The organism is Ruegeria sp. AB7 (assembly GCF_056542625.1).
Window position 1 is genome coordinate 101,124 of the sequence record NZ_JBQGAC010000009.1, and the last position, 17,531, is coordinate 118,654.

A 17,531-nucleotide genomic window follows, 5' to 3' on the forward strand; every position below is an offset into this window, starting at 1 on the left:
GCCTCTGAAATTACGTCGATTTTTTGATATGTTTCCGATGATGTTTTCAGAATCGGATCGAACTCATGAAATTGATCAAACGTATTCTCGTCACCCTACTGGTGATCATTCTGGCGCTTGTCGGAGTGTCTTATCTGCTCCCCGGAAAAGCCGAAGTGTCCCGCAGCATCACAATCGACGCACCAGCCTCGGCGATCTTTCCCTATGTGAATTCGATGCAGGAGACCGAGAAATGGTCCCCCTGGCTGTCCCGAGACCCCGAAACCAAGCTGAGCTATAGTGGCCCGGAAGCGGGCGTCGGAAACACGCTGAACTGGGCCTCGGACAACCCGCAGGTGGGAATCGGCTCGCAGGAAATCACCGAGAGCACCACGGATCAGTCTGTGCAAACTGCACTGGATTTTGGCCCGATGGGGACAGCCACCGCCTCGTTCCATTTGCGGCCAGAAGGATCAGGCACACAGGTTACCTGGGGATTCGTATCCGACCTTGGTATGAACCCCATGTCCCGCTGGATGGGCCTAATGATGGACAATTGGGTCGGCGGAGATTACGAGCGCGGGTTGGAGAATTTGAAGACGCTGGTTGAGGGACAGGGGTGAAGGATCAGGCAGGAGGCATCTCTCTGATGACTGCTTTGAGGCCATACCAGAAACGATTGTTGAAATGTACGTGCGCCCATAGCAGTCCCTTTGCCGCGCAGGAGGCTGGGATCAAGCCATCGTGCAGCGCAAATAACCTCCGCTGATGCGGTGTTCAACTCGGTTCAAGCCCATACAGAACGGGGCGTGGATCGTTTGGTCCTTCGCTTCAATGCCATTTGTAGTGCCTACCATTTTGACGACAGCTTAATCGGGGCGACCACCGACAACCCGTCTGTTATTGAATATCAAATCGTGAAGACCGTAGGTTCGAATGTGCAAGTTGGTTTCTCGAAAGCCACAGATTCGATTTTGATGTTCTGAACATTTGGAAAGGTGTGTTTATGAGGCGAACGGTATTGATGTTATCTGTTTTGGCATTAGCGGGATGCGCTTCAACCACCACTCCTCCATCAGCACCTATTCCAAACCCCGGTCGCGCGAGCGCGCCCGTCAGTTCACAACAGGCACAAATAAGGTTCCGTCAGGTCGCCTCACGAATAGAACCTGTGGCAGAACGCGAATGCCGCCGCCGCACTACGAATGTGAATTGTGATTTTTTGATCCGCATTGATCCAGACAAAAAAGCACCCTCAAACGCGTATCAGAGTTTAAGCAAGTCGGGGCGCCCCGTTATCACAATGACTCAAGCGCTGATACGGAATGTAAACAACACTGACGAACTTGCATTTGTTATGGCGCATGAGGCCGCTCACCACATTCAAGGGCATTTGGCGCGACAGGCCCAAAATGCGGCGGCTGGTGCGGTGCTTTTGGCCGGTCTAGCAACAATTGCGGGGTCAGGGCCGAATGACATTGCCGCAGCACAAGACATTGGAGCCTTTGTTGGTGGGCGCAGCTATTCAAAAAACTTTGAATTGGAGGCTGATCGACTAGGCACGGTAATAGCCTACAAAGCGGGTTATGATCCACTCAAAGGTGCGCTGTACTTCGCACGAGTTCCTGATCCTGGTGATCGCTTTCTAGGGACGCATCCCCCAAACTCTCAAAGATACCATGCGGTAAAAGCGACAATGTCCCAGATCGGTGGCTGACCAACTGGTGCTGGATAGGCAATGGCAACGCATGCACAGGGCGGCTTTGTCCCGCAATTTTGCCATCTCTGCCCGTCCACAAAATAATAAACCCCACTGGCGGTGCAGCGGGGTTTAATAGAGTCATAACCAACTGGCGAAGGTTACGCCTTCTTCAGAACTTCACGGCCCAGCAATTCTGCAATTTGAACAGCGTTCAATGCCGCGCCTTTGCGCAGGTTGTCCGATACGCACCACAGGTTGATGCCATTCTCAACCGTCGAATCCTGACGGATGCGGCTGATGAAGGTGGCGAAGTCACCCGCGCATTCGATGGGCGAGACGTAGCCGCCCGCTTCGCGCTTGTCGATCACCATGATGCCCGGTGCTTCGCGCAGGATGTCGCGGGCTTCGTCTTCGTCCAGGAATTCCTCGAACTCGATATTCACGGCCTCGGAGTGGCCGACGAAGACCGGAACGCGGACGCAGGTTGCGGTGACCTTGATCGACGGGTCGACGATCTTTTTGGTCTCAACAACCATCTTCCACTCTTCTTTGGTCGAGCCGTCTTCCATGAAGACGTCGATCTGCGGAATCACGTTGAAAGCGATCTGCTTCTGGAATTTCTTCGGCTCGACCTCGGTCGTGGGATTATAGATGGCCTTGGTCTGATCCCAAAGCTCGTCCATGCCTTCTTTACCGGCACCCGATACCGATTGATAGGTCGAGACAACCACGCGCTTAATGCGTGCACGGTCATGCAGCGGCTTCAGCGCGACCACCATCTGCGCGGTCGAGCAGTTGGGGTTGGCGATGATGTTCTTGTTCTTGTAGTCGTGGATCGCCTCGGGGTTACATTCCGGCACGATCAGCGGAATGTCCGGGTCATAGCGATAGAGCGAGCTGTTATCGATCACCACGCAGCCAGCCGCTGCCGCCTTGGGGGCGTAAACCTTTGTGGCCTCGGAACCCACGGCAAACAGCGCCATGTCCCAACCAGTGAAATCGAATGTGTCCAGATCTTTGGTAGTGAGCGTCTTGTCGCCAAATGTCACCTCAGTACCCAGCGAACGACGGCTTGCCAGAGCAGCAAGTTCATCGACAGGGAACTGGCGTTCCGCCAGGATGTTCAGCATTTCGCGGCCCACGTTGCCCGTGGCGCCGACGACTACGACGCGATAGCCCATTTCATGTCTCCAAAGTTAAGGACGCGCGTTCATAGCCGCGTTGCGGCAAAGAAAAAAGAGGGGTTTCGGCTTATTTCACCCCGTCACACCGATTTGACACAGTTCAGTACCGTTCAGGGTTGTTTCAGCAAGGATCGATAAACCTCGACAATCGCCCTCGCTTCGCCTTCGATTCGAAAATTCTGCTCGACATGGGCGCGCGCGGCTAGTCCCGCAGCGGCCAGCGCGGCGCGGTCCTGCACCATATCCTCCAGCGCGTCGGCCAGTGCAGGGGCATTGTCTTTCTCGACCAGTCTTCCGGTCTCACCATCCTTGATTTGCGCACTGAACGCGCCGACCCCGTGACTGGCTATGGCTGGAACGCCCGAGGCCATCGCTTCAAGCGGTGTAAGGCCGAAACCTTCGTGCCGTGCGGGCGCAACGAACAGATCGAGCGCGCGATAGGTCTCGACAATCTCATCCCAAGGACGCTCACCCAGAAAATGAACGCGGTCGCCCAGCCCGGCATCCTGCAGCTTTTGCTCCTGCTCAGCCTGAAAAGCCTCAAATTCGTTGGTGGTACGCCCGGTGAAGATCACATGCGCATCGGGGTGGTTGGGCAGCACGTTCAGGGCGGCTTCGACCAGCAAGTCGACCCCTTTCTGAGGGCGGATACGGCCAAAACACCCAATCAGCAGCCCGTCTGGCAGGCCAAGTTTTTGGCGCAGGGCGCTTTTGTCCTCGGCTGGGTGAAACAGCTTGGTGTTGACGCCATGCATGATGACAGTAGCGGGATGCTCCAGAAAGGAAGCGGCCTGAGGCGTCGTCGCGATCAACGCGTCCATTTTCGAAATCAGCCGCTTGGTGAACCCGGAATGATCACGTTGCGCGGCTGAGGTGAATAGGAGTTTGTAGTTGCGTCGAAGCACCGAACGCAAGACCAGACCCATCAACATCTCGGTATTCCGGCGTGCATGCCAGACGCGTTTTCGATTGGACAGAAACAAAAGTTTCCAGAGTCTGATATGCGGCAAATCATCAGGTAGACCCGGGCCGGTGGCACGGATGCCGATCATTTTCTGCTGGATTGGCAGCAGTCGGATCACCGTCGTTGTCACGCCCGACAGGGAATGCTTCAGATTGGGTGCAATCACCTCAATGTCCTGCACGGGCGGTCTCCGGTTTCAGTCCACGCTGTCCCGACTGAATAGATAGATCACGCAGCCAATGGCAAGGGTGACCGCGAAAAAGCCGAAGATCGCCGTATAAGGTGCTGAGGGGCTGATCCCAGCGCTGGCCGCATGGATGCGCCCGGTGGCAAATTGCGCCAGGCCGACGCCGCCGACGCCAAAAAGGTTCAGCAGGGTCACGCCCCGCCCGACCAGATGCGGCGGCACGAAGGCCCGGCCATGGGCCATGATCACCGGAAAACTGGCGCCCAGAAAGCCGATCACTGCCAACAGCAGCACCGAGACCCAAACGCCGCTGTCGACCCACAGGCACAAAAGGCCGAGCGTCGTGGCCCCTAACACGTTACCGCCCAGGATCACCCATTTCCGGGTGCCCAGCATACGGTCCAGCGGCCCATAGGCGAAGGTTCCCGCGATCATCGCGGCCCCCATGATCAACGTTGCCGTCCCGATCTGAGCGGTGCTGAGCCCGAACACGTCATTCAAATACGGCCCGGCCCAAAGCCCTCGGATCGCACCCGATGGCGCATAAGACACAAGCATGAGCGGCAGAATGGTCCACAGCGCAGGTTCTTTCAGCAGGTCCAGAAGTGATCCTTTTTGCTCGGTTTCGACCTTTCTAGGGTCACGTACCGTCAGCCAGATCCCCGCAGCCACTGCGGCAGAGATGATCGCCAGACCGGCCAGCGTAGCGCGCCAGCCCATCAGCTCGACCGCCAGCGCCGTGGGGTATGAGGCGACCAGATTGCCGACAGACCCTACGCCCAGCATCACGGCGGCGAGCGTGGCGAATTTGGCGGGCGGAAACTCTCGTGCGAAGATGTAGTAGGATGCCATCAGAACCGGCGAGCATCCTACCCCGATCAGCGCCATGGCGAGCGCCACATGGAACGGGGTCGTTGCGACCGCGAACAGGCCAGCCCCGCCAGCCCCGCCGATTAGTAGCAGCACCGCAGAACTGCGCCGAGGACCGACGCGGTCCAGTGCCCAGCCCACCGGAATCTGCATCGCCGCAAAGATTAGAAACCAAAGACCTGAAGCAAAGGCGAGGTCTTCGGGTGTTGCGCCGATATCGCGTCCCAGATCGGTAGTCAAAACTGCCAGAAAAGCGCGGAAAAACTGGCTGAGTACATAGGCCAGACACAAGATCACCAAACCTGCCTGCATTTCTTGACCTATTGTCTGGCTGCCCCGCCCCGATGCTTTGCACGCCGCGTTGATCGGCACAAGTGCCATGATTGAATCGATTGGGGCGGACATTCTTCACAATTGAGCTATCATCACGGCAGATTTTGGATTTCCCGAGTGTGTTATGACCCTCTCAGACTCTGTATTTTATGACTCCGTCCCCATTTCGGACAATTTCCTCAGCCTCAGTGACCCCGCGCAGTTCACACCTTTGCCAGAGACATGGGTTCTGGGCGTCGCCGATATCGTAAATTCGACCGGTGAAATCGCGCGGGGCCGGTACAAGACCGTCAACATGGTGGGGGCGGCCGTGATTTCAGGCATGATCAATGCGCTGGGTGGGCGCATATTTCCGTATGTCTTCGGTGGTGATGGTGCTGGATTCGCCGTATCGGGTGAGGATGCCGAGATCGCGCGGGATACGCTGGCAACATTGCAAAGCTGGGCCGAAACGGAATTCGCCATCACTCTGCGCGCGGCGCTGGTTTCGGTGGCCGACATCCGCGCCGCTCGACGTGATCTGCGTGTTGCTCGCTTTGCGCCTTCCACCGGCGTTGACTATGCGATGTTTACCGGCGGGGGACTGGCCTGGGCCGAGGCTCAGATGAAATCCGGGCAACGTGTTGTGCAACCAGCCGGACCTGACGCGCAGCCCGATCTGACCGGCCTATCTTGTCGTTGGTCCAACAGTCCAGCGAGGGTTGGTCAGATCGTTTCACTGGTTATTCAGCCTACATCAGAGTCTAATGAGGCTGAATTCGCCGCCCTGACCCAATCCATCCTGTCCGTCGCCGAAGGGCTAGAACGCGCCGGTCACCCGGTTCCGGCCAAAGGACCTCCGATGAGTTTCCCTCCGCCCGGCGTCGATATCGACGCCCATGTCTCACGCGCAGGTCGGAATCTTCTGATGCAGAAAACACGCTTGATGATCGGGAATATGTTGATCGGCTTGTTGTTCAAAACCGGGATGCGCCTGGGTCAATTCGAACCCAAGCATTACAAAGAGATGGTCAGTCGCAACGCTGATTTCCGAAAGTTTGATGACGGTCTGAAAATGACGCTGGATTGTGACTCGAGCACGTTGGAACAGCTCACTCAGATGCTGGACGACGCGCAAAAAAAAGGCAAAATCAGATATGGAATGCACGCCCAGCAAGAGGCGATGATGACCTGCTTTGTTCCCTCGGCCATGCGCGACGACCATGTGCATTTTGTTGACGGGGCCTCGGGGGGATACGCGCAGGCTGCAGCGTCAATGAGGGCCTAAAGCCCTCGAGCGATTTCAGTGATCACGTCATAGGCCATCATCACGTCCTGTTCTGTGGTTTCAAACTGACCGGCCTGAAAGCGGATGACCAGATCGCCATCCACGCGGGTCTGTGTCAGGTAGATCCGCCCATCATCATTGATTGCATTCACCAGCCGCAGGTTCAGATCATCCAGATCGTCGGCCCCATCCGGCTCGTATCGGAAGGTCCAAAGAGACCACATTGGAGGCGTCACGATCCGAAAATCCGGTTCTGTTTCTAGACGATCATGCAGTGCGCGCGACCAATTGACGTGATTCCGCAGCCGTTCGCGCAACCCCTCCAGCCCATAGGTGCGGATGACGAACCACAGTTTCAGCGCGCGGAACCGACGTCCCAATGGCACCGACCATTCCGAGTAATTGATGATCCCGTCCTTGCCGTGGGTTTTCAGATATTCCGGGCTGATCGCAAGCGTGCGGACCAGATCATCGGGGTTTTTCAGGAAATGCGCACAGCAATCGAATTGCACGCCCAGCCACTTATGGGGATTGAATACAATGCTGTCGGCCTGATCGATCCCCGGCCAGTAGTGACGATATTCGGGGCAGATCATCGCCGACCCCGCCCAGGCTGCATCGACATGGGTATAAAGGCCGTATTTCTGTGCGATCGCCAGGCAGTGATCCACTGGATCAGTTGCCCCGGTTCCGGTCCCTCCAACACAAAGGATCACGCCCGCCGGGTGGAAACCAGACTCTAAATCTAATTGAATCGCTGCTTCAAGCGCATCGGGGTTCATTCCACGCCAATCACCTTGCACGGGGATGCGCACCAGATTGTCCTGTCCAATCCCCGCAACCCAGATGGCGCGGTCGATTGAGGTATGAACCTCGGAAGAGCAATAAATGCGCAGTGGCTTTTGACCGAACAGCCCCAGCGTGTTGCCCTGCCAGTTCATCGCCTTCTCGCGCATGGTCAGCACAGCCGCCAATGTCGCAGATGACGCCGAATCCTGAATGACCCCGGCAAAACCTTTGGGCAGGTCCAGCGCTTCGCGCAGCCAGTCCATCATTCGTGTTTCCATCTCGGTTGCGGCGGGCGAGGTCTGCCACAGCATACATTGCGGCGCGATGGCGCTGGCCAGGAACTCGGCCAGAACAGACGGGGCCGAGGCGTTCGAATTGAAGTAGGCGAAGAACCGAGGGTGTTGCCAATGGGTAATGCCGGGCATCACGATTTGTTCGAAATCATGAAAGATGTCCTCGATCGGCTCGCCCTGCTCAGGGGGATGCGCGGGCAGAGCGTTCAGGATATCGCCCGGCTCGGTCCGGGCGCGCACGGGCTTGTCGCCCACCGTCAGGTGATAGTCTTGCGTCCACTCGGCAACCTTCTTGCCCCAATCGGAGAATTCATTCCATTTCATCTTATCCGCCTCGGTAGCCTTTTTGTCAGTATCATATGCTAAACAAGTTAAGTAAAGTCCAGTAAACGAAACTCAAACACAACCAACATTCTATTGCGAAATATTTGGAATTGCGCGAAAATTCCATATGTCAAAGAACTTACCACAGACGTCCCGATCATTGCCGATAGCGTTGTTGCGCGCTCGGGAAAAGGTGATGGGGCCTATTCGTGGTGTGCTAACGGATGCTGGCGTCACCGAGCAACAATGGCGCGTTCTGCGCGTTTTGCAGGAAGAAGGACCTCAGGAGCCTACTCAGATCGCCGAGCGCGCCTGCCTCTTGTTGCCCAGCCTGACGCGCATTCTGAAAAAGCTCGAAGACAGCAAGCTGATCATGAGGCGGCCGGATACCAAAGACCGCCGCCGACAGATTGTCGAAATCAGCGAGAATGGGTTGCAAATTATCGACGCAAATCTGGCGGAAATGTTGGAGCTGGCGGAATACACCCGCTCTTTGCTCGGGGCAGAGCAGCACGAGAAGTTGCTGGACCTTCTGGTAGAGCTTCACCAGCTGGAAGGCTGAGCGCAATGCTCAGAACAGGCTCTAACCAAACTGCTTGTCGTCGTTCAGACCTCGTTCAGGGCCCCAAACGATAAGCATTGTGGGCGGAGAAGGTAATATTCGTTGCCCGTAGATGGTTCGCGTCGTAGCCTCATCCTTACCTTTAACAAACGGTTCAATGCAGATGGATGGGCCCAAACCGCCAGAACCGGCACCGCCTGCACATATTGCAAAGCAGGATTTGAGCGAGCGAGTGGGCGCGCGTGTACGCCGGGCGCGTCAAATGCGAGGCATCCCGCGCCGGATCCTGTCTGAGAACTCGGGCGTTTCCCCACGCTATTTGGCGCAGCTTGAGGCGGGTGAGGGCAACATCTCGATCGGCGTGTTGCACCGTGTCGCACAGGCACTGGATTACAAAGCCGAATGGTTGATTGGTGAAGATGATCCGTGGGATTCGGATGCTTTGCAGATAGTTGAGCTTTTCCGACAAGCCAGCGACGATGTCAAAGATAGTGTCAGGCGTGCATTGCAACCACACCCAGATGAGGATGCACGTGCGCATCGGGTTTGTCTGATTGGATTACGCGGAGCGGGTAAGTCAACTCTTGGCGCTATGCTGGCTGCCGCACAAAGACTGCCGTTTGTTGAACTCACAGCCATGATTGAAGAGATGGCCGGCATGCCCATGTCTGAAGTGATGGCGTTCTACGGGCAAGAAGGGTATCGCAATCTGGAAGCGCAGGCGCTGGATCGGGTGATTGCAGAGCATGATCGGGTCGTGCTGGCAGTCGCGGGCGGGATCGTATCAGAGCCTTCGACCTATGCGACCCTGCTTGGCCGGTTTCACACCATCTGGCTGCGCGCGTCACCGACCGAGCATATGGACCGCGTGCGCGCCCAAGGCGACGAACGCCCGATGGCTGGAAATCCCAAGGCGATGGAGCAGCTCAAGAACATATTGGCCAGTCGCGAGGCTTTGTATGGGCGGGCAAATGCGCAGCTGGATACATCGGGCAGGGCGCCCCATGTTTCGCTGAACGAGCTGCGCCTACTGATTGAGGAACAAGGTTTCCTGATCGAAAAATTGGGTTCTATTTAGGATCTTTCAGCCAATCCTTTTCAAATTCCACCCCTTCCAGTTCCGCAAATCGCCGTACCCGGTCCAATTCGGCCTGCAGGCGGCGGGTTCTTGCGTCAGACCAACGCACCGACCGTTCTGGCCATACGGATCGGACTTGCAACAGTCCACGGTCTCGCTGGGCCTTCATGTCGATGCGTCCGATCAACCGGTGCCCTTCAAGCAACGGAAAGACATAATAGCCGTAGGTACGCTTGGGTTCGGGTACGAACACCTCGATCCGATAGTGGAATCCGAACAACCGCTCGGCCCGGTTCCGGTCACGCAACATAGGGTCAAAAGGGCTGAGAACTCTGATCCGGCCCGGCGCATCGGGCAGCTCTGTAGCGTGTTCACATAGACCGGTGCGGGCGAACACTTTTCGTTCCCGCCCGTCTGCGCATTCGACGCAGATCTCTTCGATTTCACCCTGTGTTAGAGCCTGTTGGCACCAGGATTTTGCCTCGGCAGCGCTTACCGTATCCCAGAACGCGGCAAGCTCTCCCGATGTGGCGAACCCCAGCCGGTCGAGTGCGGCGTTACACAACCAATCCACAGTTTCATTTGCGTCGCAATGCAAATTGCCGGGGCAAAGTTGAGTTTCTATAACCCGCTCTGTCAGGTCATAGCGTTTCTGAAACCCATCGCGTCCAACCACGGTCAGCGCGCCGGATCGCCAGAGATATTCCAGCGCGGTCTTGGATGGATGCCAGTCCCACCAACCGCCAGATCCCTTTTTCTCGTCTTTTCCGACATCGGACGAGCCAACCGGACCATGGTCGCGGATATGTTGTAGGACGGTTTCGAACTTTTGCTCAAACCCGTCACGCCGCCAGTTCTTCCAGCGGGCTTTCAACATGTCGGCATCGCGCAGGAACCGCAGATGCCAATGGCGATAGAATTCCATTGGGATCACCGCCGCATCGTGCGTCCAATGCTCAAACAGCGCGCGGTCGCGTTCGTAGAGCTGCTTGAGGTAGCGCGAACGATAGCTGGGCTTACGCGCATATAGGATCATGTCATGCGCGCGGGCGACGGTGTTGATACTGTCGAGCTGGACAAACCCTAAACGATGGATCAGCTGTAACAAGTCATCGCCTTTGGAACTTCCAGTAGGCTGTTCCAAAAGCGCGTGCCGATCCATGAACAGCGCCCGCGCCGCGCGGTTGTCCAGACGTTGCTGCGCCATCTGGCGTTATCGCCGTTTCAGCGTGTCGCCGTAGCTGATCTTGGGGGTTAGGGTAACGCGGGTTTCAACCTCGGAATCCGGATCGGCCAGCTTCGCCGCAATGATCTCGGCCGCGGTGCGCCCAATCTCGGTCCGGCAGGCATCCATGGTGGCCAGCTTGCGTGGTAGTCCCTGCAGCAGCTCTACGTTGTTGAATCCGGCCAATCCGATCTGACCGGGCACATCGATCCCTTGGTCCAGCAAATACAGCAGCCCACCCGCGCCGATCATATCGTTGGAATAATACAGAAAATCCAACTCGGGCGAGCGTTCCAGCATCGCTTGTGTCATCTCGCGCCCCTTGGCCAGCGCTGAGCCACCCGAATAAAATTCACGGTCCTCAATCTCGATCCCGTGCTTGCCCAATACTTCGGTGAAGCCTTCGAACCGTTTACGGGCACGGTGGTCTAACGGCATCTTGGTGCCCATAAACCCGATATGCTCATAGCCCGCCTTCAGGATTGCCTGCGCCATTTCGCGCCCGGCGCGGCGGTGAGAGATTCCCACCATCGCATCCACCGGTTTGCCATCAGTATCCATGATCTCGACCACCGGTATGCCAGCTGAATCCAGCATAGCGCGCGCGGCTTCGGTATGCTCCAGTCCGGCAATGATCACGCCTGAGGGCCGCCACGATAGCATCTCGTACAGCACTTTTTCTTCTTTTTCTGGCAGATAGTCCGTGACGCCAACCACCGGCTGCAGTTCAGTATCTTCCAGCACCTGATTGATACCGGTTAGAACTTCGGGGAAGACCATATTTGACAATGACGGGATGATCACAGCGACCAGATTCACCCGGCTTGACGCCAATGCTCCCGCGATCTTGTTGGGCACATATCCCAGCTCTTTTGCGGCGGCCAAAACACGGGTACGGGTGGCATCCGACACATCCCCGCGATTACGTAGCACCCGGCTAACGGTCATTTCGGATACTCCGGACGCTTCCGAGACATCACGAAGGGTAAGCGGGCGTTTTGTTTCTGTTGTCACCGAGATACCTGCATTGTTTGTTTGGCCGATGGTAGCGTGAACAGGGCGAATTGTTCAACTGTTGTGCAAAGCCCATGACAATCTGAAAAAACCCCGCTAGAGAAAACGACGCGCGGCCCCGTGGCTCAACTGGATAGAGCAGCCCCCTCCTAAGGGGCAGGTTGCAGGTTCGAATCCTGCCGGGGTCGCCAAGCTTTTCTGAACGTACCCGCTTAAATGCGTTACAGATCAAGCGTTCTAAATCTCTGCCCTTTGGGAGACGAAGGAATTATACCCTCGTCACTTCTTGCCGGGTGTGCCGTCGAATTTCTTTTCGATGTCGCTCCAACAGTCGATGTAATCGTCCTGCAGTGGTGCCTCATTGGCGGCGAACGCTGTGAGATGCTGCGGAAAGCGGGTTTCGAACATGAAGGACATGGTGTTCTCCAGCTTGTCTGGCCCCAGGTTTGAATTCGATGCTTTTTCAAAGGCTTCGCGATCCGGGCCGTGGGGCAGCATCATATTGTGCAGGCTCATACCGCCGGGAATAAAGCCCTGCGGTTTCGCATCATATTGGCCGTAAATATTGCCCATCAGTTCGGACATGATGTTCTTGTGGTACCAGGGCGGACGGAAGGTATCTTCCATGACCATCCAGCGCTCGCGGAACAGAACAAAGTCGATATTTGCGGTGCCGGGCTGGCCTGAAGGTGCGGTTAGAACGGTGAAAATCGACGGATCCGGATGATCGAACAGGATGGCTCCGACCGGGCAATATGTACGCAGGTCGTATTTGACGGGTGCATAGTTGCCGTGCCACGCCACCACGTCCAGCGGGCTGTGCCCGATTTTGGTCTGGTGAAACTGACCGCACCATTTGACGGTCACGGTTGAGGGCACTTCGCGGTCCTCAAACGCCGCGACCGGTGCTTTGAAATCACGCGGGTTGGCCATGCAGTTGGCGCCGATCGGGCCGCGGCCAGGCAGTTCGAATTTCTGGCCGTAGTTTTCGCACACGAACCCGCGCGCAGGGCCTTCCACAACTTCGACCCGGTAGACAAGGCCGCGTGGAATGATAGCGATTTCCTTGGGTTCAAGGTCGATGATCCCTAATTCGGTGTAGAATCTCAGAACGCCCTCTTGCGGCACCACCAGCAGCTCGGAGTCAGCCGAGAAGAAGTAATCATCCTGCATCGAAGTATTCACCATATAGATATGGCTGGCCATCCCGACCTGAGTGTTCACATCCCCGGCAGTGGTCATGGTGTGCATGCCCGTGACCCAGGTTGTCTGTTCACCGGTATGGGGCACCGGGTCCCAGCGGTACTGTCCCAAGCTGACAACGTCAGGATCGACATTGGGCGCTGATTTCCAATAGGGAACATCGATTTTTTCATAGCGATGTGAATGCTTTACTGACGGGCGAATACGATAGCACCAGGTGCGCTCGTTCTGGTGCGAGGGTGCCGTAAACGCAGTGCCTGAAAGCTGCTCTCCATAGAGGCCGTAATTGCATTTCTGCGGGCTGTTCATACCCTGGGGCAGAGCATCAGGAAGCGCTTCGGTTTCGTAATCGTTGCCAAAGCCCGGCATGTACCCTTCGTGCGGCCCTTTCAAGGATGGGGCAACTGTCATGCGTTCATTCTTGGTCAGCTCATTCATTTTGCACGTTCCTTCCGGACAGATACGATCGAATTTAATGGGTGTGGTAATAGTTGACTTTGTAACTAACAAGCGCGACGGGAAGGTATCTTCAAAAAAGATGAGTTTGATTTGCAGGAAATTGCCATAGCCTTGCACCATGTCCTTCTTCGACTGGCAAAAGGTAGTGCAACAGAGATTGTTAATTCCGGTAGCTACGGGTCGATTCTCGGGGTCAAACAAAGAAATTGACTCAGACAGGCCAAACCAGCCTGATTGTACATCGGTCAAGTGACCGGAAGTGCCAGGGGTTCAAATTTTATGGAGATTTTGGTGCCCAGGAGAGGACTCGAACCTCCACGTCCATACGGACACTAGCACCTGAAGCTAGCGCGTCTACCAATTCCGCCACCTGGGCAGGTGTCGTGGAGGGGCGTTTAAGCTGACTGGCAGTGGGCGTCAACCAGATTCGGGGGTGTTTTTGAAAGTTTTTTGATGCGTGCCCCAACTTCTGGTTAACGCGACGGATTTTCAGAGAAGCGCGGCGTTATTGCGCCTTGTTCGACGGGCTCGTGGGCGCTAGATCAATTCAGACCAAGACAGCAGGAGCGCCATCATGTCGAAACTCGTCACGATTTACGGTGGATCGGGCTTTGTCGGCCGATATATCGCGCGGCGTATGGCTGCCGAAGGCTGGCGTGTCCGCGTCGCTGTGCGGCGGCCCAATGAAGCGATGTTCGTCAGACCCTATGGCGCGGTTGGTCAGGTCGAGCCTATCTTGTGCAATATCCGTGATGACGCCTCGGTCGCTGCAGCGATGCATGGTGTGGACGCCGTGGTGAATTGCGTCGGCGTATTGAATGAGCTGGGCAAGAATGCGTTCGACGCAGTGCAGGCCGAAGGTGCCGAACGGATCGCCCGGCTGGCGGCCGCTCAGGGTATTGACCGCATGGTCCATATCTCGGCCATTGGTGCGGATCCCGAATCCGACAGCGAATATGCGCGCACCAAAGCGCAGGGCGAGGCGGGCGTTTTGCAACACATGCCGGGTGCCGTCATTCTGCGCCCATCAGTCATTTTCGGCACCGAAGACCAGTTTTTCAACCGCTTCGCAGGAATGACACGGATGAGCCCGTTCCTGCCGCTTGTTGGGGCGGAAACGAAATTTCAACCTGTCTATGTCGATGATGTTGCGCAAGCGGCAGTTCAAGGCGTTCTGGGCAAAGCGTCTGCCGGTGTTTATGAACTGGGCGGGCCAGAGGTAAAGAGTTTCCGCGCCTTGATGCAGCAGATGCTCGACGTAATTCATCGCCGCCGGATCATCATCGGGATGCCTTTCTGGGCGGCGAAAATCATGGCGGGTGTGTTGGATATCGCGAAGTTCGTCAGTTTTCAGTTGTTTCCGAACAATATCCTGACTCGTGACCAACTTAAGAATCTGCGGCGCGATAATGTGGTGGCGGATGACGCTAAAGGTTTTTCGGACCTCGGGATCGAGCCCGCAACGTTGGAGTCGGTGCTGCCAGAATATCTGTGGAAATTCCGCCCCGCGGGTCAGTATGACGATATTCAGAACTCGGCCAAGAACCTGCGCATCTGATCAGCTATAGGCAATCACCAGCAGGATTGCTCCGAGGATGATCCGGTAGATCACATAGGGTGTGAAACTGACGCTGCGCAGAAGCCGCATCATCAGGTTAAGCGCGATCAGAGCCGAAACAAAGGCGAAGGCTGCGGCAATCGCGCCGTCCTTGGCCAGCTGTGTGTCCGCCTCACGGACGACGTCGACCGAAAGCAGGACGCCCGAAGCGACAATCGTTGGTATCGACATCAGCATGGCAATCCGCGCACCATCTTCGCGTGTATAGCCAAGCTGGCGAGCGCCTGTGATCGTAATCCCCGAGCGTGAAGTCCCCGGGATCAAGGCCAACATCTGCCACAACCCCATGATCATTGCGTCCTTTAAGCCCCAGTCCGAACTACGTTTGGTTTGTACCCCCTTTTGATCCATCCAATACAGCACTAACCCGAAGCCAAGCATCGCCCATCCGATGACGGCGACTGAACGTAGAGTCTGCTCAAGCCCCGTCAGGTACACGATCCCGCCCGCAATGACTGTCGGAATCGTGGCGATGACCAAGCCCAGTGCCAACCGCGCCTGAGGCGTCTCAATTCGTCCTCGGATAATTTGGGGTATCCCGGCTAGGGCTTGTTTCACATCTGACCAGAAATAAAGAATAACCGCGCCAAGTGTTCCTACATGGACGGCGACATCGATTGCCAGGCCTTGATCAACCGCGCCAGTCAGGCGGGGCAACAGGATCAGGTGCCCGGATGAAGATACAGGCAAGAATTCGGTGACGCCCTGAATGATCGCCACAAGAATCAAGTGAAAAAGGCTCATCTGCTCTGCCGGTACCGTGCTCGTTTTGTTGAGAACAATGGGTATAAGCGGGCAACGGGAAAGTGAAGTGCTCAGATAGGTCCGAATCGGAACTAAAAACACGACAAATTTCTCTGAAAAAAACATCGAGCGATGCAGTTTTCTCAATATAGGTCAGTACTGTTGACTTTTCATCCAGAATGACATCACTTAAAGAACCCTGACCAAGCCAATTCATGGAGTCTGACCCGTGGCCAAGCAACCGATGCTGAAATTTGTGCAGATCGATCGTGTCATGCCTGAAAAGCGTGCCGCCAGTGACCGCAAAGAGGACTTCGATGAAATCTATGCCGAGTACGCCGCGGAGAAGGCGGCCGAACAGGCCAGCCGATGCAGCCAGTGCGGAGTGCCCTATTGCCAGTCCCATTGTCCGCTGCACAACAATATCCCTGATTGGCTGAACCTGACGGCAACCGGGCGGTTGGAAGAGGCGTTTCAAACAAGCCAGGCTACCAACACTTTCCCTGAAATCTGCGGTCGCATTTGCCCACAGGACCGTCTGTGCGAAGGCAATTGCGTGATCGAGCAATCAGGCCACGGTACGGTCACCATCGGCTCGATCGAGAAATACATTACCGATACAGCCTGGGATAAAGGCTGGGTCAAACCCGTTCAGCCCCGTGCCGAGCGCGACGAAAGCGTGGGTATCATTGGCGGTGGACCCGGTGGATTGGCTGCGGCGGATATGCTGCGCCGGGCGGGTATTCAGGTCACGGTCTATGATCGATATGACCGTGCGGGGGGGCTGCTGATGTACGGCATTCCCGGATTCAAGCTGGAAAAGGATATCGTCCAACGCCGAAATGACCTGCTAGCAGATGGTGGTGTTGCATTTGAGCTGAACTGCGATGTGGACGCCGCGAAATTCGCGGAAATCCACGCGAAACATGATGCGGTAATTATTGCAACGGGCGTCTACAAATCCCGTGATCTGTCCATGCCCGGCAGCGGTCTGGGTGGGATTGAAAAGGCGATCGATTTTCTGACAGCCTCGAATCGCAAAAGTTTTGGCGATGCGGTTGATGACTTCGACAATGGCCGCTTGAACGCGGAAGGTAAGAAAGTGGTCGTCATCGGCGGGGGTGATACCGCGATGGATTGCGTGCGCACGTCGATTCGTCAGGGTGCGACGTCGGTCAAATGCCTCTATCGCCGCGACCGCGCCAATATGCCGGGCTCGCAGCGCGAGACCCAGAATGCCGAGGAAGAAGGCGTGATCTTCGAATGGCTTAGCGCACCCAAAGGCTTTACCGGCAATGAGCAAGTAAACGGTGTCATGGTGCAGAAGATGCGTCTGGGCCAGCCCGATGCCTCGGGCCGTCAGGCTCCCGAAGTGATTGAGGGCGCAGACTATTTCGAAGAGGCCGATCTGGTGATCAAGGCGCTTGGATTCGAACCCGAAGACCTGCCCACGCTGTTTGGTCAACCCGATCTACCCGTGACCCGCTGGGGTACAATCAAAGCTGCGTTCCAGACCGGTGCAACCGAGATGGAGGGCGTTTATGCCATCGGCGACATCGTGCGCGGTGCTTCGCTGGTGGTCTGGGCGATCCGTGACGGGCGCGATTGCGCAGATGCCATAATTGAGCGTTTTAACGCCAAATCCGCCATCGCAGCCGAGTGAAACAAAACGCAAAAGCAATTCGAAAAATCCCAGCGGGTATGCGTTCGAAAGCGAACGCCGACAGATGAACAAA

At 56.3% G+C, this 17,531-nt stretch carries 15 protein-coding genes and 2 tRNA genes; 8 read left to right on the forward strand and 9 right to left on the reverse strand.

All coding sequences use genetic code 11. The features are described 5' to 3' along the window. The first annotated feature begins 65 nt into the window (after nt 1–65). Together ACR0EN_RS19225 and ACR0EN_RS19230 are read left to right on the forward strand one after the other, a co-directional pair. Nucleotides 66–602 (forward strand): SRPBCC family protein, encoded by a 537-nt coding sequence (locus tag ACR0EN_RS19225; protein WP_170819244.1) that lies wholly within the window; start codon nt 66–68, stop codon nt 600–602. 401 nt (nt 603–1,003) lie between these two features. Beyond that, nucleotides 1,004–1,696 carry a M48 family metalloprotease gene (locus ACR0EN_RS19230; protein ID WP_480588348.1) on the forward strand — a complete coding sequence of 231 codons (693 nt, stop codon included), beginning with the start codon at nt 1,004–1,006 and terminating at the stop codon, nt 1,694–1,696. A gap of 143 nt (nt 1,697–1,839) precedes the next feature. Here ACR0EN_RS19230 and ACR0EN_RS19235 read toward each other — a convergent pair whose 3' ends face one another. The 3 genes from ACR0EN_RS19235 to ACR0EN_RS19245 form a co-directional block, all read right to left on the reverse strand. Next, nucleotides 1,840–2,862: an aspartate-semialdehyde dehydrogenase gene (locus ACR0EN_RS19235; RefSeq protein WP_170627016.1), complete on the reverse strand. Its 1,023-nt coding sequence runs from the start codon at nt 2,860–2,862 to the stop codon at nt 1,840–1,842. 113 nt (nt 2,863–2,975) lie between these two features. Next, nucleotides 2,976–4,010, reverse strand: a complete 1,035-nt coding sequence (locus ACR0EN_RS19240) for a glycosyltransferase family 4 protein (RefSeq protein WP_480588318.1) — start codon at nt 4,008–4,010, stop codon at nt 2,976–2,978. Nucleotides 4,011–4,025: 15 nt separating this feature from the next. Beyond that, nucleotides 4,026–5,198 carry an MFS transporter gene (locus ACR0EN_RS19245; protein WP_170819280.1) on the reverse strand — a complete coding sequence of 391 codons (1,173 nt, stop codon included), beginning with the start codon at nt 5,196–5,198 and terminating at the stop codon, nt 4,026–4,028. Nucleotides 5,199–5,343: 145 nt separating this feature from the next. Here ACR0EN_RS19245 and ACR0EN_RS19250 point away from each other — a divergent pair, with 145 nt between their 5' ends. Beyond that, nucleotides 5,344–6,486 carry a DUF3095 domain-containing protein gene (locus ACR0EN_RS19250; protein WP_480588320.1) on the forward strand — a complete coding sequence of 381 codons (1,143 nt, stop codon included), beginning with the start codon at nt 5,344–5,346 and terminating at the stop codon, nt 6,484–6,486. On the opposite strand, the gene ACR0EN_RS19255 is transcribed toward ACR0EN_RS19250, so the two are convergent. Then, nucleotides 6,483–7,892: a pyridoxal-dependent decarboxylase gene (locus ACR0EN_RS19255; protein ID WP_170819240.1), complete on the reverse strand. Its 1,410-nt coding sequence runs from the start codon at nt 7,890–7,892 to the stop codon at nt 6,483–6,485. The genes ACR0EN_RS19250 and ACR0EN_RS19255 overlap by 4 nt on opposite strands. Before the next feature lie 127 nt (nt 7,893–8,019). Between ACR0EN_RS19255 and hpaR the strand changes: the two genes are divergently transcribed. Both hpaR and ACR0EN_RS19265 read left to right on the forward strand, forming a co-directional pair. Continuing rightward, complete coding sequence (gene hpaR, locus ACR0EN_RS19260) at nt 8,020–8,454, forward strand: homoprotocatechuate degradation operon regulator HpaR (protein WP_170648971.1); 435 nt, start codon at nt 8,020–8,022, stop codon at nt 8,452–8,454. Nucleotides 8,455–8,617: 163 nt separating this feature from the next. Further along, a complete protein-coding gene (locus ACR0EN_RS19265) occupies nt 8,618–9,532 on the forward strand; it encodes a helix-turn-helix transcriptional regulator (RefSeq protein WP_170649075.1) in 915 nt (304 codons plus the stop codon). Here the strand turns inward: ACR0EN_RS19265 and ACR0EN_RS19270 are convergent. Continuing rightward, nucleotides 9,525–10,739 (reverse strand): DNA glycosylase AlkZ-like family protein, encoded by a 1,215-nt coding sequence (locus ACR0EN_RS19270; RefSeq protein WP_170819239.1) that lies wholly within the window; start codon nt 10,737–10,739, stop codon nt 9,525–9,527. The two genes, ACR0EN_RS19265 and ACR0EN_RS19270, sit on opposite strands and share 8 nt — an antisense overlap. A 6-nt stretch (nt 10,740–10,745) precedes the next feature. Further along, nucleotides 10,746–11,771 (reverse strand): LacI family DNA-binding transcriptional regulator, encoded by a 1,026-nt coding sequence (locus ACR0EN_RS19275; protein ID WP_170399205.1) that lies wholly within the window; start codon nt 11,769–11,771, stop codon nt 10,746–10,748. A 114-nt stretch (nt 11,772–11,885) separates the two neighbouring features. Here ACR0EN_RS19275 and ACR0EN_RS19280 point away from each other — a divergent pair. Continuing rightward, nucleotides 11,886–11,962 (forward strand) — tRNA-Arg (locus tag ACR0EN_RS19280). 88 nt (nt 11,963–12,050) lie between these two features. Here ACR0EN_RS19280 and hmgA read toward each other — a convergent pair. Then, nucleotides 12,051–13,412 (reverse strand): homogentisate 1,2-dioxygenase, encoded by a 1,362-nt coding sequence (hmgA, locus tag ACR0EN_RS19285; RefSeq protein WP_370644329.1) that lies wholly within the window; start codon nt 13,410–13,412, stop codon nt 12,051–12,053. A gap of 310 nt (nt 13,413–13,722) precedes the next feature. Continuing rightward, nucleotides 13,723–13,809 (reverse strand) — tRNA-Leu (locus tag ACR0EN_RS19290). 198 nt (nt 13,810–14,007) lie between these two features. On the opposite strand from ACR0EN_RS19290, the gene ACR0EN_RS19295 reads away from it, so the two are divergent. After that, nucleotides 14,008–14,991, forward strand: coding sequence for a complex I NDUFA9 subunit family protein (locus ACR0EN_RS19295; RefSeq protein WP_170515229.1), 984 nt, complete (start codon nt 14,008–14,010; stop codon nt 14,989–14,991). Here ACR0EN_RS19295 and ACR0EN_RS19300 read toward each other — a convergent pair whose 3' ends face one another. Next, on the reverse strand, nt 14,992–15,795 hold the full coding sequence (locus tag ACR0EN_RS19300) for an undecaprenyl-diphosphate phosphatase (RefSeq protein WP_170627030.1): 804 nt from the start codon (nt 15,793–15,795) through the stop codon (nt 14,992–14,994). 229 nt (nt 15,796–16,024) lie between these two features. On the opposite strand from ACR0EN_RS19300, the gene ACR0EN_RS19305 reads away from it, so the two are divergent. Continuing rightward, complete coding sequence (locus ACR0EN_RS19305; protein ID WP_480588323.1) at nt 16,025–17,458, forward strand: NAD(P)-dependent oxidoreductase; 1,434 nt, start codon at nt 16,025–16,027, stop codon at nt 17,456–17,458. The last annotated feature ends 73 nt before the right edge of the window (nt 17,459–17,531 follow it).

Bases quoted from the DNA above. Each gene is read 5' to 3' on its own strand.
- ACR0EN_RS19300 (WP_170627030.1), bottom strand. From the start codon at position 15,795: ATGAGCCTTTTTCACTTGATTCTTGTGGCGATCATTCAGGGCGTCACC.
- ACR0EN_RS19255 (WP_170819240.1), bottom strand. From the start codon at position 7,892: ATGAAATGGAATGAATTCTCCGATTGGGGCAAGAAGGTTGCCGAGTGG.
- ACR0EN_RS19265 (WP_170649075.1), top strand. From the start codon at position 8,618: ATGGATGGGCCCAAACCGCCAGAACCGGCACCGCCTGCACATATTGCA.
- hpaR (WP_170648971.1), top strand. From the start codon at position 8,020: ATGTCAAAGAACTTACCACAGACGTCCCGATCATTGCCGATAGCGTTG.
- ACR0EN_RS19235 (WP_170627016.1), bottom strand. From the start codon at position 2,862: ATGGGCTATCGCGTCGTAGTCGTCGGCGCCACGGGCAACGTGGGCCGC.
- ACR0EN_RS19225 (WP_170819244.1), top strand. From the start codon at position 66: ATGAAATTGATCAAACGTATTCTCGTCACCCTACTGGTGATCATTCTG.
- ACR0EN_RS19250 (WP_480588320.1), top strand. From the start codon at position 5,344: ATGACCCTCTCAGACTCTGTATTTTATGACTCCGTCCCCATTTCGGAC.
- ACR0EN_RS19295 (WP_170515229.1), top strand. From the start codon at position 14,008: ATGTCGAAACTCGTCACGATTTACGGTGGATCGGGCTTTGTCGGCCGA.
- ACR0EN_RS19245 (WP_170819280.1), bottom strand. From the start codon at position 5,198: ATGCAGGCAGGTTTGGTGATCTTGTGTCTGGCCTATGTACTCAGCCAG.
- hmgA (WP_370644329.1), bottom strand. From the start codon at position 13,412: ATGAATGAGCTGACCAAGAATGAACGCATGACAGTTGCCCCATCCTTG.
- ACR0EN_RS19270 (WP_170819239.1), bottom strand. From the start codon at position 10,739: ATGGCGCAGCAACGTCTGGACAACCGCGCGGCGCGGGCGCTGTTCATG.
- ACR0EN_RS19230 (WP_480588348.1), top strand. From the start codon at position 1,004: ATGTTATCTGTTTTGGCATTAGCGGGATGCGCTTCAACCACCACTCCT.